The 14,232-nt window shown below is 70.6% G+C and carries 13 protein-coding genes; all 13 read left to right on the forward strand.

Features of this window, described 5'->3' with window-relative positions; translation table 11 throughout:
- Positions 1 to 152 precede the first annotated feature (152 nt).
- The 13 genes from CFP65_RS22585 (at position 153) to nuoL (ending at position 14,226) form a co-directional block, all read left to right on the forward strand.
- Positions 153 to 1,097 carry a DMT family transporter gene (locus tag CFP65_RS22585; protein WP_104817900.1) on the forward strand — a complete coding sequence of 315 codons (945 nt, stop codon included), beginning with the start codon at positions 153 to 155 and terminating at the stop codon, positions 1,095 to 1,097.
- Positions 1,098 to 1,616: 519 nt separating this feature from the next.
- Positions 1,617 to 1,976: an NADH-quinone oxidoreductase subunit A gene (locus tag CFP65_RS22590; RefSeq protein WP_014137597.1), complete on the forward strand. Its 360-nt coding sequence runs from the start codon at positions 1,617 to 1,619 to the stop codon at positions 1,974 to 1,976.
- Between the two features lie 75 nt (positions 1,977 to 2,051).
- Positions 2,052 to 2,606 carry an NADH-quinone oxidoreductase subunit B family protein gene (locus tag CFP65_RS22595; protein WP_104817901.1) on the forward strand — a complete coding sequence of 185 codons (555 nt, stop codon included), beginning with the start codon at positions 2,052 to 2,054 and terminating at the stop codon, positions 2,604 to 2,606.
- Positions 2,603 to 3,325, forward strand: coding sequence for an NADH-quinone oxidoreductase subunit C (locus CFP65_RS22600; RefSeq protein ID WP_104817902.1), 723 nt, complete (start codon positions 2,603 to 2,605; stop codon positions 3,323 to 3,325). The genes CFP65_RS22595 and CFP65_RS22600 overlap by 4 nt, the downstream gene beginning before the upstream one ends.
- Positions 3,322 to 4,668, forward strand: coding sequence for an NADH-quinone oxidoreductase subunit D (locus CFP65_RS22605; RefSeq protein WP_104817903.1), 1,347 nt, complete (start codon positions 3,322 to 3,324; stop codon positions 4,666 to 4,668). The genes CFP65_RS22600 and CFP65_RS22605 overlap by 4 nt, the downstream gene beginning before the upstream one ends.
- 20 nt (positions 4,669 to 4,688) lie before the next feature.
- Entirely contained in the window at positions 4,689 to 5,408 is a 720-nt protein-coding gene (gene nuoE / locus CFP65_RS22610) for an NADH-quinone oxidoreductase subunit NuoE (RefSeq protein WP_104821048.1), read from the forward strand.
- The gene (gene nuoF, locus CFP65_RS22615; RefSeq protein WP_104817904.1) at positions 5,408 to 6,766 is read left to right on the forward strand and encodes an NADH-quinone oxidoreductase subunit NuoF; all 1,359 of its coding nucleotides are present in this window, start codon (positions 5,408 to 5,410) and stop codon (positions 6,764 to 6,766) included. Before nuoE ends, nuoF begins: the two co-directional genes overlap by 1 nt.
- On the forward strand, positions 6,763 to 9,219 hold the full coding sequence (locus CFP65_RS22620) for an NADH-quinone oxidoreductase subunit G (RefSeq protein WP_104817905.1): 2,457 nt from the start codon (positions 6,763 to 6,765) through the stop codon (positions 9,217 to 9,219). The genes nuoF and CFP65_RS22620 overlap by 4 nt, the downstream gene beginning before the upstream one ends.
- Positions 9,216 to 10,544, forward strand: coding sequence for an NADH-quinone oxidoreductase subunit NuoH (gene nuoH / locus CFP65_RS22625; protein ID WP_104817906.1), 1,329 nt, complete (start codon positions 9,216 to 9,218; stop codon positions 10,542 to 10,544). The genes CFP65_RS22620 and nuoH overlap by 4 nt, the downstream gene beginning before the upstream one ends.
- Positions 10,545 to 10,548: 4 nt before the next feature.
- Positions 10,549 to 11,148, forward strand: a complete 600-nt coding sequence (gene nuoI / locus CFP65_RS22630; RefSeq protein ID WP_104817907.1) for an NADH-quinone oxidoreductase subunit NuoI — start codon at positions 10,549 to 10,551, stop codon at positions 11,146 to 11,148.
- Positions 11,145 to 12,002 (forward strand): NADH-quinone oxidoreductase subunit J, encoded by an 858-nt coding sequence (locus CFP65_RS22635; RefSeq protein WP_104817908.1) that lies wholly within the window; start codon positions 11,145 to 11,147, stop codon positions 12,000 to 12,002. Before nuoI ends, CFP65_RS22635 begins: the two co-directional genes overlap by 4 nt.
- Complete coding sequence (nuoK, locus tag CFP65_RS22640; protein ID WP_104817909.1) at positions 11,999 to 12,298, forward strand: NADH-quinone oxidoreductase subunit NuoK; 300 nt, start codon at positions 11,999 to 12,001, stop codon at positions 12,296 to 12,298. Before CFP65_RS22635 ends, nuoK begins: the two co-directional genes overlap by 4 nt.
- Before the next feature lie 8 nt (positions 12,299 to 12,306).
- The gene (gene nuoL, locus CFP65_RS22645) at positions 12,307 to 14,226 is read left to right on the forward strand and encodes an NADH-quinone oxidoreductase subunit L (protein WP_104817910.1); all 1,920 of its coding nucleotides are present in this window, start codon (positions 12,307 to 12,309) and stop codon (positions 14,224 to 14,226) included.
- Positions 14,227 to 14,232: the final 6 nt, after the last annotated feature.

Genomic DNA, 14,232 nt, shown 5'->3' on the forward strand with positions numbered 1-14,232 from the left:
TGCCTGTGACATTCCGGGCAGGGCGCATGCGATCTGACGGAGTCACAACAAATCAGTTGATCACCCGGATCCGCCACGGGAAAATCGCGGGGCAACCGCTCCGTCCGAAGGCGTACGGGCGCCCTCGCACGCCCGCCCCTCCGGAGGCTTCGATGCGCAGTCAGACCGTCCGCGATCTCCCGCTGCTGGCCGTGGCCGTGGTCTGGGGCTCCAGCTTCCTGGTGCTCAAGCAGGTCGTCACCCAGGAGACGGTGCTCGGCACCCTGGTGCTGCGGTTCGGCATCGCGGTGCCGCTGCTCGCGGTCTTCGCCTGGCGCGGGCTGCGGCGGCTCAGCGCCCGGGAGTGGCTGGGCGGCGCCTCGCTCGGGCTGATCCTGGCCTCGATCTTCCTGATGGAGACCTACGGCGCGATCCACACCACCGCCACCAATGCCGGGCTGATCGTCAGCCTCACCATGGTCTTCACCCCGCTCGCCGAGAGCGCGCTGCGGCGCACCGCACTGCCCCGGGCCTTCCTCGGGGCGGCCTTCATGTCGGTGGTGGGCGTCGCGCTGCTCACCGGCGGCGGCTTCCACGCGCCGCGCTCCGGTGACTTCCTGATCCTCGGCTCGGCCCTGGTGCGGACGGTGCACGTGCTGGCGATGTCCCGGGCCAAGTGGATCAAGGGCACCGACGCGCTGAGCCTCACCTGGATCCAGCTCGGTACCGCCGCCGTGGTGTTCGCCCTGGTCTCGCCGTTCGTCGGCTCCTCGCCGCTGGCCGTGGCCCGCTCCTACGGCGCCGCCGACTGGGCCGGCCTGCTCTACCTCACGCTGCTCTGCACGCTGTTCGCCTTCCTGGTGCAGATGTGGGCCGTGCGCACCACCTCGCCCTCCCGGGTCAGCCTGCTGCTCGGCACCGAACCGCTCTGGGCCGCCGTCTTCGGCACCGCCCTCGGCGGCGACCGCCTCGGCGCCCTCGCCCTGCTCGGCGGCCTCCTGGTGCTGGCCGGCACCGAGTGGGGCCGCCGCGCCTCCGCCCCACCGGCCGCCACCGCCGCGCCCGTCGACCCCGTCGACCCCGTCGACCCCGCCGACCGCGCACCCGAACTCGTCTGAGACCACCCCGCTCGTCCCTCGGGCCCCGCCGTCCACGACGGCGGGGCTTCCGCGTTCCCGGGTGCCGGACCTCCGCGTTCCCGCCCTCGCCGACCGCTTGTGAACGAAAGGTCAAGCGAGCGTTGCCCGGTGGCCACTCGGGAGGGTGAGGCTCCCTATCACGTCAACCGGGCTCCCGGAAATTTGCGGTGGGCGGAGCAGGATTGATATAGCGCAGGGCCCCTGACCAGTCGGTTCAGAAGCGAATGCGACGGTATGTGGTCATTTGCCTGCGCTGTGTGGATACCTTGGGAGTTGATCCTCTTGGTGATCGTTTGCGAGGTGGCGTAGATCACAAAGATCGTCCAGAACTGCGTGTCGCAGATCACAAGCCGACGGGCATAGGATGCGCACGTTCCCGGCCTTGTGAACTGCCTCACATGGGGTGGATCTCGGGAACCGGATCAGCGGGTCAGCGGTGCGTGACCCCATGGTTTCGATCTGCGACCAAGGACGACTGGACGGAGGGAGCGGAGGCTCATGAATGCCTACGCGCCGATCCTCGTACTCGGTGCCATCGCGGCGGCGTTCGCGGTCGGCTCCGTCGTGATGGCCTCACTGACCGGCCCCAAGCGCTACAACCGGGCCAAGCTCGAGGCGTACGAGTGCGGTATCGAACCGACCCCGCAGCCCGTGGGCGGCGGCCGGTTCCCGATCAAGTACTACCTCACGGCGATGCTCTTCATCGTCTTCGACATCGAGATCGTCTTCCTCTACCCCTGGGCAGTGAGCTTCGACGCCCTGGGGATCTTCGGGTTGGTCGAGATGTTGCTGTTCATCGCCACCGTCTTCGTCGCGTACGCCTACGTCTGGCGGCGCGGCGGTCTGGAGTGGGACTGAGACCCGTGAGCTTGCCCTGACCAGATGTGGGGCGCGGGGGCAAACCACCGGACTTGAGAGGCTGAGAGGGATCTGATGGGAATCGAGGAGAAGCTGCCCAGCGGCTTTCTGCTCACCAGCGTGGAGACGGCCGCGGGGTGGGTGCGCAAGGCGTCGCTCTTCCCGGCCACCTTCGGGCTGGCCTGCTGCGCGATCGAGATGATGACGACGGGGGCCGGGCGCTACGACCTGGCCCGCTTCGGCATGGAGGTCTTCCGGGGCTCGCCCCGGCAGGCCGACCTGATGATCGTCGCCGGGCGGGTCAGCCAGAAGATGGCCCCGGTGCTGCGCCAGGTGTACGACCAGATGGCCAACCCCAAGTGGGTCATCTCGATGGGCGTCTGCGCCTCCTCGGGCGGGATGTTCAACAACTACGCGATCGTCCAGGGCGTGGACCACATCGTGCCGGTGGACATCTACCTGCCGGGCTGCCCGCCCAGGCCGGAGATGCTGATGGACGCGATCCTCAAGCTGCACGAGAAGATCCAGCACGAGAAGCTCGGGGTGCACAAGCGCCGGGCCGAGGAGCTGGCCGAGGAGCTCGCCCTGCACGCCACCCCGACCAGCGAGATGCGGGGGCTGCTGCAATGAGCGAGAACGTACCCGTCGCCCGCGCCGGGGAGGGTGGGCCCCGCAAGGAGATCCCGGTCGAGGTGATCGGCGCCCGGCAGGGCATGTTCGGGGCCCACGGCACCGGCGACACCTCCGGCTTCGGCGGCCTCACCGCGCCGATCGCGCTCCCGCCGGCCAGCCAACGGCCTTACGGCGGTGGGTGGTTCGACGAGGTGGCGGACGAGTTCGAGGGTGCGCTGGAGGAGCAGGGCCTCGACCCGGCGGAGGTGATCGAGAAGACCGTGGTGGACCGCGAGGAGCTCACCTTCCAGATCTCCCGCGAGCACCTGCTGCGGGCCGTCCGCACCCTGCGGGACGACCCGGCGCTCCGCTTCGAGCTCTGCCTCGGCGTCAGCGGGGTGCACTACCCGCACGACCAGGGACGGGAGTTGCACGCCGTCTACCACCTGCGCTCGATCACCCACGGTCGGCTGCTGCGGGTCGAGGTGACCGCGCCGGACAGCGACCCGAGGATCCCCTCGGTGGTCAGCGTCTACCCGACCAACGACTGGCACGAGCGCGAGGCCTACGACTTCTTCGGGCTGGTCTTCGAGGGCCACCCGGCGCTCACCCGGATCATGATGCCGGACGACTGGTTGGGCCACCCGCAGCGCAAGGACTACCCGCTCGGCGGCATCCCGGTCGAGTACAAGGGCGCCCAGATCCCGGCTCCCGATCAGCGGAGGTCGTACTCATGAGCACCGACTACCAGCAGGCCGGCCCGCACGGCACCGCCGAGGGCCGGGACACCACCGAGGGGCGGGTCTTCACCGTCACCGGTGGCGACTGGGGCGAGGTGGTGGAGGCCGTCGGCCGGGCCGACGACGAGCGGATCATCGTCAACATGGGGCCCCAACACCCCTCCACCCACGGGGTGTTGCGCCTGATCCTGGAGATCGACGGCGAGACGGTGACCGAGGCCAGGTGCGGGATCGGCTACCTGCACACCGGCATCGAGAAGAACATGGAGTACCGCTCCTGGGTGCAGGGCACCACCTTCGTGACCCGGATGGACTACCTCACCCCGCTGTTCAACGAGACGGCCTACTGCCTCGCGGTGGAGAAGCTGCTCGGCATCACGGCGGACGTGCCGGACCGGGCCAGCGTGATCCGGGTGCTGATGATGGAGCTCAACCGGATCTCCTCGCACCTGGTCTGCCTGGCCACCGGCGGCATGGAGATCGGCTCCACCACGCTGATGATCTACGGCTTCCGGGATCGCGAACTCATCCTGGACGTTTTCGAGTTGGTCACCGGCCTGCGGATGAACCACGCGTACGTCCGCCCCGGCGGGCTGGCCCAGGACCTGCCGCCCGGCGCGGTGGACCAGATCCGCGAGGCGGTGAAGACGCTCCGCTCGCGGATGCACGAGTACGACAAGCTGGCCACCGGCAATCCGGTGTTCAAGGCCCGCCTGGTGGACGTCGGCTTCCTCGACCTGCCCGGCTGCCTGGCCCTCGGCGCCACCGGCCCGATCCTGCGGGCCACCGGTCTGCCGCACGACCTGCGCAAGACCGACCCGTACTGCGGCTACGAGAGCTACGACTTCGAGGTCGCCACCGCCGACACCGCCGACTCCTACGGGCGCTTCCTGATCCGCCTGGAGGAGATGCACCAGTCGCTGCGGATCGTCGAGCAGTGCCTGGACCGGCTCAAGCCCGGCCCGGTCATGGTGGCCGACAAGAAGATCGCCTGGCCCGCCCAACTGGCCGTCGGGCCGGACGGGATGGGCAACTCGCTGGACCACATCCGGAAGATCATGGGCACCTCGATGGAGGCCCTGATCCACCACTTCAAGCTGGTCACCGAGGGCTTCCGGGTGCCCGTCGGCCAGGCGTACGCGGCGGTCGAGTCGCCCAAGGGTGAACTCGGGGTGCACGTGGTCAGCGACGGTGGGACGCGCCCGTACCGCGTCCACTTCCGCGACCCCTCGTTCACCAACCTGCAGACGATGGCGGCGATGTGCGAGGGCGGCCAGGTCGCCGACGTGATCGTCGCGGTGGCCGGGATCGACCCGGTGATGGGAGGCGTGGACAGGTGAGCAACAGCACTGATCTCGGGCTGCCGGCCCTGCCGGCCAGGCCCTACCCGGCCGAGGTGCAGGCCCGACTGGTCCAGGACGCGCGGGAGTTGATCGGGCGCTACCCGGTCTCCCGGTCCGCCCTGCTGCCGCTGCTGCACCTGGTGCAGGCCGAGGAGGGTTTCGTCTCCCCGAGCGGGATCCGCTTCTGCGCCGAGCAGTTGGAGCTCACCACGGCCGAGGTGACGGCCGTCGCGACCTTCTACAGCATGTACCGGCGCAAGCCCGCCGGCAGGTACCACGTCGGCGTCTGCACCAACACGCTCTGCGCGGTGCTCGGCGGCGACCAGATCTTCGCCGAGCTCCAGGATCACCTGGGCATCGGCAACAACGAGACCACCGCCGACGGCGAGATCTCGATCGAGCACATCGAGTGCAACGCGGCCTGCGACTACGCCCCCGTGGTGATGGTCAACTGGGAGTTCTTCGACAACCAGACGCCGCAGAGCGCCAAGCAGCTGGTCGACGACCTGCGGGCCGGCCGGGAGGCCGAGCCCACCCGGGGCGCCCGGCTCTGCTCCTTCAAGGACACCGCCCGCATCCTGGCCGGCTTCCCCGACGAGCGCCCCGGCGTGGTGGACGCCTCCGGGGCGGGCGGCGCCCCCTCGCTGGCGGGCCTCAGGCTCGCCAAGGGCGAGGCGTTGCCCGGCACTCCGGGCGCCAAGGTGGTCTCCCCCCGGCACGAAGGGACGGAAGCGTGATGACCTCCGCAGAGCCGGCCGAGAAACTGCTCTCGCCCGTACTCTCCGCCTCCTGGGACGACGCCCGCCCCTGGACCCTGGACACCTACCGCCGCCACGAGGGCTACGAAGGGCTGCGCGCCGCGCTGGCCATGCAGCCCGACGAGGTGATCGCCCTGGTCAAGGAGTCCGGCCTGCGCGGCCGCGGCGGGGCCGGCTTCCCCACCGGCATGAAGTGGCAGTTCATCCCGCAGAACGACGGCAAGCCGCACTACCTGGTGGTCAACGCCGACGAGTCCGAGCCGGGCACCTGCAAGGACATCCCGCTGCTCTTCGCCAACCCGCACGCGCTGATCGAGGGCATGATCATCGCGTCCTACGCGATCCGCTGCGACCACGCCTTCATCTACCTGCGCGGCGAGGTCGTGCCGGTGCTGCGGCGCCTGCACGCGGCCGTGGCGGAGGCGTACCGGGCCGGCTACCTCGGCAAGGACATCCTCGGCTCGGGCGTCGACCTCGACATCACCGTGCACGCGGGCGCCGGGGCGTACATCTGCGGCGAGGAGACGGCCCTGCTCGACTCGCTGGAGGGCCGCCGCGGCCAGCCGCGACTGCGGCCGCCGTTCCCGGCCATCGCCGGTCTGTACGCCTGCCCGACGGTGGTCAACAACGTCGAGTCGATCGCCTCGGTGCCGCCGATCCTGGCCAAGGGCACCGAGTGGTTCAAGTCGCTGGGCACCGAGAAGTCGCCCGGCTTCACGCTCTACTCGCTCTCCGGCCACGTCACCAACCCCGGTCAGTACGAGGCACCGCTGGGCGTCACGCTGCGCCAGCTGCTCGACGTCAGTGGCGGCATCCGGGCCGGGCACCGGCTCAAGTTCTGGACGCCCGGCGGGAGTTCGACGCCGATGTTCACCGACGAGCACCTCGACGTGCCGCTGGACTACGAGGGCGTGGGTGCGGCCGGCTCGATGCTCGGCACCAAGGCGCTGCAGGTCTTCGACGAGACCACCTGCGTGGTGCGGGCTGTCACCCGGTGGACGGAGTTCTACGCCCACGAGTCCTGCGGCAAGTGCACCCCCTGCCGCGAAGGCACCTACTGGCTGGTGCAGTTGCTCAAGCGGATCGAGGCGGGCCAGGGCGTGCCCGGCGACCTGGAGAAGCTGCTGGACATCGCCGACAACATCAACGGCAAGTCCTTCTGCGCGCTCGGCGACGGCGCCGCCAGCCCGATCGTCTCCTCGCTGCAGTACTTCCGCGCCGAGTACGAGCGCCACCTCAGCGAGCGGCGCTGCCCGTTCGACCCGGCCGCCGCCACCGTCTGGGCCGACCGGCCCCAGGCCCACGACTCCGCCACCGAGAGGGAGGTGCACGCGTGACCACCACAGAGACAAGCACCGACCTCGTCACTCTCACGATCGACGGTGTCGAAGTCCAGGTCCCCAAGGGGACGTTGGTGATCCGTGCGGCCGAGCAGATCGGCACCCAGATCCCGCGCTTCTGCGACCACCCGCTGCTCGACCCCGCCGGGGCCTGCCGCCAGTGCATCGTGGAGATCGAGGGCCAGCGCAAGCCCGTCGCCTCCTGCACCATCCCGGTGGCCGAGGGCATGGTGGTGCGCACCCAGCTCTCCTCGCCGGTGGCCGAGAAGGCCCAGCGCGGGGTGATGGAGCTGCTGCTGATCAACCACCCGCTGGACTGCCCGGTCTGCGACAAGGGCGGCGAGTGCCCGCTGCAGAACCAGGCGATGTCCACCGGCGAGACCGACTCGCGCTTCGAGGGCATGAAGCGCACCTACGAGAAGCCGGTGCCGATCTCCACCCAGGTGCTGCTCGACCGCGAGCGCTGCGTGCTCTGCGCCCGCTGCACCCGCTTCTCCCAGCAGATCGCCGGCGACCCGTTCATCGAGCTGGTCGAGCGCGGCGCGCTGCAGCAGGTCGGCACCGGGGCCGACGAGCCGTTCGCCTCGTACTTCTCCGGCAACACCATCCAGATCTGCCCGGTGGGCGCACTGACCTCGGCGGCTTATCGTTTCCGCTCGCGCCCGTTCGACCTGGCCTCCTCGCCGAGCGTCTGCGAGCACTGCTCCTCGGGCTGCTCGCTCCGCACCGACCACCGGCGCGGCAAGGTGCTGCGGCGCCTGGCCGGCGACGACCCGGCGGTGAACGAGGAGTGGAGCTGCGACAAGGGCCGGTTCGCCTTCCGGTACGGCCAGCTGCGCGAGCGGCTGACCACCCCGCTCATCCGCAACGGCGACGGCGAACTCGTGCCCGCCTCCTGGCCGGAGGCGCTGGCCGCCGCCGCCGAGGGGCTGCTCGGGGCGCGGGCCGCGGTGCTGGCCGGCGGCCGGGTGACGGTCGAGGACGCCTACGGCTACGGCAAGTTCGCCCGGGTGGTGCTCGGCACCAACGACGTGGACTTCCGGGCCCGCCCGCACAGTGCGGAGGAGGCCGACTTCCTGGCCGCCGCCGTGGCCGGGCACGGGGTCGACCTGGACGGGGAGGGCGTCTCCTACGACCAGTTGGAGGCCGCCCCGGCGGTGCTGCTCGCGGGCTTCGAGCCCGAGGAGGAGTCGCCGATCGTCTTCCTGCGGCTGCGCAAGGCCAACCGGGCCAAGGGCCTGCCGATCTTCTCGATCGCCACCCACCGCTCGCGCGGCCTCGGCAAGCTGCACGCCGCGCTGCTGCCCGCCGCCCCCGGCACCGAGGCCGAGTGGCTGGCCGCGCTGGCCGACGACGAGGCGCTGGGCGACGACGCCGGCAAGGCCGCCACGCTGCTCCGGCAGCCCGGCGCCGTGATCCTGGTCGGCGAGCGGCTGGCCGCCGTGGCCGGGGCGCTCACCGCCGCGCTGCGCCTGGCCCAGGCCACCGGCGCCCGGCTGGCCTGGGTGCCGCGCCGGGCCGGCGAGCGCGGGGCGATCGAGGCCGGCGCGCTGCCGGGCCTGCTGCCCGGCGGGCGGCCGGTGACGGCCGCCGCCGCGCGGGCCGAGGCCGCCGCCACCTGGGGGGTGGCCGACCTGCCGGCCCGGCTCGGCCGGGACACCGACCAGATCCTGGCCACCGCCGCGCACGGCGACCTGGACGCGCTGGTGATCGGCGGGCTCGACCTGGACGACCTGCCCGATCCGGCGCTGGCCGAGGAGGCGCTGGCCCGGGTCTCCTTCGTGGTCTCGCTGGAGCTGCGCCCGAGCCCGGTCACCGAGCGGGCCGACGTGGTGCTGCCGGTGGCCGCCGTGGCCGAGAAGGCCGGCACCTTCCTGGACTGGGAGGGCCGGGTGCGGATGTTCGAAGCCGCGCTCAAGGCCGATCAGTTGATGCAGCGTCAGCTGCACTCGGACGTGCGGGTGCTGAACATGCTGGCGGACGCGATCGGCGTGCCGCTCGGCCTGCCCGACGTCCGGGCGGCCCGGTTCGAGCTGGACCGGTTCACCCCCTGGGCGGGCGACCGCCCGGCCGCCCCCGCCGCGCACCCCGCGCCGCTGCCGCGCCCGGCCACCGGCCAGGCCGTGCTGGCCGGCCACCGGCTGCTGCTGGACGAGGGTTCGCTGCAGCGCGGGGACGAGCACCTGGCCGGCACCCGGCACCCGGCCGTGGCCCGGCTGAGCCCGGTGACGGCCAAGGAGATCGGCGCCGAGCAGGCCGTCCGGCTGACCGGCCCGGCCGGCTCGCTGGTGCTGCCGCTCGAGCTCACCGAGGAACTGCCCGACCGCACCGTCTGGATCCCGCTCAACTCCACGCCGGGCGGGGCCCACCGGGCGCTGGGCACCACCGTGGGCCACCTGGTGACCATCGCCGCCGCCCCGGCCGCCGTAGCGGGGGAGGAGACCTCGTGACCACTCTCTCCGCCGCCGAGACACTCGGCTTCTTCGGGCGCGACCCGTGGTGGCTGGTGCTGCTCAAGGCCGTGTTCGTGTTCGCCTTCCTGGTGCTCACGGTGCTGATCGCGATCGTCTGGGAGCGCAAGGTCGTCGCCTGGATGCAGCTGCGGATCGGCCCCAACCGGCACGGCCCCTGGGGCATGCTCCAGTCGCTGGCCGACGGCATCAAGCTGGCCCTCAAGGAGGACCTGGTGGTCGCCGGGGCCGACAAGGTGGTCTACGTGCTGGCCCCCGTGGTGGCCGCGATCCCGGCCTTCATGGCCTTCGCGGTGATCCCGTTCGGCCCGGCCGGCAACGAGATCTCCATCTTCGGCACCCGCACCCCGATGCAGCTCACCGACCTGCCGATCGCCCTGCTGTACATCCTGGCCACCGCCTCGATCGGCATCTACGGCATCGTGCTCGCCGGCTGGTCCTCGGGCTCCACGTACCCGCTGCTCGGCGGGCTCCGCTCGGCCGCCCAGATGGTCAGCTACGAGATCGCGATGGGGCTCTCCTTCGCGGCCGTCTTCATCTACTCGGGCTCGATGTCCACCTCGGAGATCGTCGCCTCCCAGCAGCCGACCTGGTTCGCGGTGCTGCTGCCGGTCTCGTTCATCGTGTACATCATCGCGATGGTCGGCGAGACCAACCGGGCGCCCTTCGACCTCCCGGAGGCCGAGGGCGAGCTGGTCGGCGGCTTCAACACCGAGTACAGCTCGCTGAAGTTCGCGATGTTCATGCTCGCCGAGTACGTCAACATGGTGACCGTCTCGGCCGTCGCCTCGACGCTCTTCCTCGGCGGCTGGCGGGCCCCCTGGCCGATCTCCACCTTCTGGGCCGGGGCCAACCACGGCTGGTGGCCGCTGCTCTGGATCACCCTGAAGATCCAGCTGCTGCTGTTCTTCTTCATCTGGCTGCGCGGCACCCTGCCCCGGCTGCGCTACGACCAGTTCATGAAGCTGGGCTGGAAGGTGCTCATCCCGGTCTCGCTGGTCTGGCTGGTGATGGTGGCCAGTGTCCGGGCGCTGCGCAACGAGGGCTACGACTTCGGCCAGGTGGTGCTCTACGTCGGGGCGCCGATCGGCGTGATCCTGCTGCTGGCCCTGCTGCGCGACTTCACCAAGCACCAGAAGGCGCCCGAACAGCCCGCCGCCGAGGCCGAGTTCGACCCGATGGCGGGCGGGTACCCGGTGCCGCCGCTGCCCGGGCAGGAGCTGCCGCCGGTGCCGCGCCGGCGCAGCCGCGCCCCGCAACTGCTGGAAGCCCTCAACGGGGCCGAGAATTCCGAGGGGAGCTGACCCGATGCCCGACTCCGAAACTGGCGCCAGTTCAACTTCTGGGCCTTCGATCCTGGGCCCGGCCGCAGGCTTCGGCGTGACCTTCAAGGCCATGTTCAAGAAGCGCCTGACCGAGCAGTACCCGGAGCAGAAGAAGCCCACCGCTCCGCGCTTCCACGGCCGCCACCAGCTGAACCGGCACCCGGACGGCCTGGAGAAGTGCGTCGGCTGCGAGCTCTGCGCCTGGGCCTGCCCGGCCGACGCGATCTACGTCGAGGGCGCCGACAACCACGACGAGGAGCGGTACTCCCCGGGCGAGCGCTACGGCGCCGTCTACCAGATCAACTACGCCCGCTGCATCCTCTGTGGGCTCTGCGTGGAAGCCTGCCCGACCCGGGCGCTCACCATGACCAACGAGTACGAACTCGCCGACTCCTCGCGGGAGTCGCTGATCTTCACCAAGGAACAGCTGCTGGTCGGCCTGACCGAGGGGATGGTCGACAGCCCGCACGCGTACTACCCGGGCACCGACGAGGGCGCGTACTACCGGGGCGAGGTCACCGAGGCCGCGCCCGGCACCGAGGTGCAGGAGCGCACGGCGCGGGACCGGGAGGTGTCCTCATGACCTCCACGGGTGAGGCCGTGCAGTTCTGGATCCTCGCGGTGATCGCGGTGGGCGGGGCGCTCGGCATGCTGCTGCTCAAGAAGGCCGTGCACAGTGCGCTCTGCCTGGCGGCCACCATGCTCGCGCTGGCGGTCTGCTACCTGGCCCAGGGGGCGGTCTTCCTGGGCATCGTGCAGATCGTGGTCTACACCGGCGCGATCATGATGCTCTTCCTGTTCGTGGTGATGCTGGTCGGCGTCACCTCGGCCGATTCGCTCAAGGAGCAGCTCAAGGGCCAGCGGGTGGCCGCCGTGCTCTGCGGCATCGGCTTCGGGGTGCTGCTGATCGCGGGCATCGCCAACGCGCACCTGAGCCACTTCACCGGGCTGGCCGAGGCCAACGCCGAGGGCAACGTGCCGGGCCTGGCCCGGCTGATCTTCACCAAGTACGTCTGGGCCTTCGAGGTCACCGGCGCGCTGCTGATCACCGCCGCGATCGGCGCCATGGTGCTGACCCACCGCGAGCACGTGAAGGCCCCGGCCACCCAGCGCGAGCTGGCCGCCCAGCGGGTCAAGGACAACATCCAGCTGCCGCCGCTGCCCGCCCCCGGCGTCTACGCCCGGCACAACGCGGTGGACGTGCCGGCCCTGCTGCCGGACGGCACCGTGGCCGAGGACTCGGTGATGGCCACCCTGCGCGAGCGCGGCCAGATCCGCGACGTCAGCCAGGACATGCTGCGCCGGATGGCCGAGCTGGAGGGCAACACCGCCGAGTGGCTGGGCCGCGCGCCCTCCGCCCGCCCGGCCGTGACCGGCCCCCGGCAGGAGCTCACCACCGCTTCGAAGGCTTCGCAGGGCAAGGAGGAGTCGGAGTGAACCCGGTCAACTACCTGTACCTGGCAGCGCTGTTGTTCACCATCGGCGCCTCCGGCGTGCTGATCCGGCGCAACGCCATCGTGCTGTTCATGTGCGTGGAGCTGATGCTCAACGCCTCGAACCTGGCGCTGGTGACCTTCTCCCGCCTGCACGGCAACCTGGACGGCCAGATCATCGCCTTCTTCACCATGGTGGTCGCGGCGGCCGAGGTGGTCGTCGGTCTCGCCATCATCGTGAGCATCTTCCGGGCGAGGCACTCGGCCTCGGTCGACGACAGCAACCTGATGAAGCTGTAGGGGCCAGGGTGAACACTCTCATTCCGCTGCTCGTGGCGGCCCCGCTGGCCGGCGCCACGCTGCTGCTGCTCGGCGGCCGCCGCCTGGACCGCTTCGGTCACTGGCTCGGCCTGCTCGCCGCCGTGCTCTCCTTCGTCTTCGGTCTGCTGCTCTTCGCCGACATGCTGGGCCGCTCCACCGAGGACCGCGCGGTGCACCAGCACCTGTTCAGCTGGATCCCGGTGAACGGCTTCCAGGCCGACGTCTCCTTCCAGCTCGACCAACTCTCCGTCACCTTCGTGCTGTTGATCACCGGTGTCGGTTCGCTGATCCACCTGTACTCGGTGGGGTACATGGCGCACGACGAGCGGCGCCGCCGGTTCTTCGGCTACCTCAACCTCTTCCTGGCCGCCATGCTGGTGCTGGTGCTGGCCGACAACTACCTGCTGCTGTACGTCGGTTGGGAGGGCGTGGGCCTCGCCTCCTACCTCCTGATCGGCTTCTGGCAGCACAAGCCGAGCGCCGCGGTGGCCGCCAAGAAGGCCTTCCTGGTCAACCGGGTCGGCGACGTCGGCCTCTCCATCGCGATCATGCTGATGTTCACCCAGTTCGGGGACTTCACCTTCGCCGGGGTCTTCCCCACCGCCCACGAGGCGAGCGAGGGCAAGCTCACCGCGATCGCGCTGATGCTGCTGCTGGCCGCCTGCGGCAAGTCGGCCCAGGTGCCGCTGCAGTCCTGGCTCGGGGACGCGATGGAGGGCCCGACCCCGGTCTCGGCCCTGATCCACGCGGCCACCATGGTGACCGCCGGCGTCTACCTGATCACCCGCTCGCACGCGATCTTCGACCTGGCGCCGGACGCGCAGACGGTCGTGGTCGTGGTCGGCGCCGTCACGCTCCTCTACGGTGCGATCGTCGGTTGCGCCAAGGACGACATCAAGAAGGCGCTGGCCGGCTCGACCATGTCGCAGATCGGCTACATGATCCTGGCGGCCGGGCTCGGCCCGATCGGGTACGCCTTCGCGATCATGCACCTGGTGACCCACGGCTTCTTCAAGGCCGGGCTCTTCCTCGGCGCCGGGTCGGTCATGCACGGCATGAACGACGAGGTGGACATGCGCCGCTACGGCGGCCTGCGGACGTACATGCCGGTCACCTTCATCACCTTCGGGCTCGGCTACCTGGCCATCATCGGCTTCCCCGGCCTGTCCGGCTTCTTCTCCAAGGACAAGATCATCGAGGCGGCCTTCGCCAAGGGCGGGACCGAGGGCTGGATCCTCGGCCTCTGTGCCCTGATCGGCGCCGGCGTCACCGCGTTCTACATGACCCGCGTGATGATCATGACCTTCTTCGGCGAGAAGCGCTGGCAGGCCACAGCAGACATCAGCGGCTCCGCCGCGGGGGAGGGCCACGAGCCGCACCCGCACGAGTCGCCCGCCACCATGACCCTGCCGATGATCGTGCTGGCCTTCGGCTCGGTCTTCGCCGGTGGGATCTTCGCCTTCGGCAGCTCCTTCCTCAACTGGCTGGAGCCGGTCACCGGCCACGCCGAGGGCGACTCCCCGCTCGGCGCGCTGACCATCAGCGTGATCACCGGGGTCGTGGTGGCCGCGGGCATCCTGGTCTCGTACCTGATGTACGGCCGCTCGCCCGTCCCGGCCACCCCGCCGGTCGGCTCGCTGCTCACCCGGGCGGCCCGGCGCGACCTGCTCCAGGACGACATCAACCACGCCGTCCTGGTCCGGCCCGGCTCGGCGCTCGCCGCCGCGCTGGTCTACTTCGACAGCCGCGGTCTGGACGGGTTCGTCAACGGCCTGGCCGCCGCCATCGGCGGTGTCTCCGGCCGGCTGCGCCGGATCCAGACCGGGTACGTCCGCTCCTACGCGCTCTCCATGCTCGGCGGCACGGTCGTGCTGGTCGCCACCACTCTCCTGATGAGGTCCGTCTGATGGGTC

The sequence above is a fragment of the Kitasatospora sp. MMS16-BH015 genome (genome assembly GCF_002943525.1).
GTDB lineage: Bacteria > Actinomycetota > Actinomycetes > Streptomycetales > Streptomycetaceae > Kitasatospora.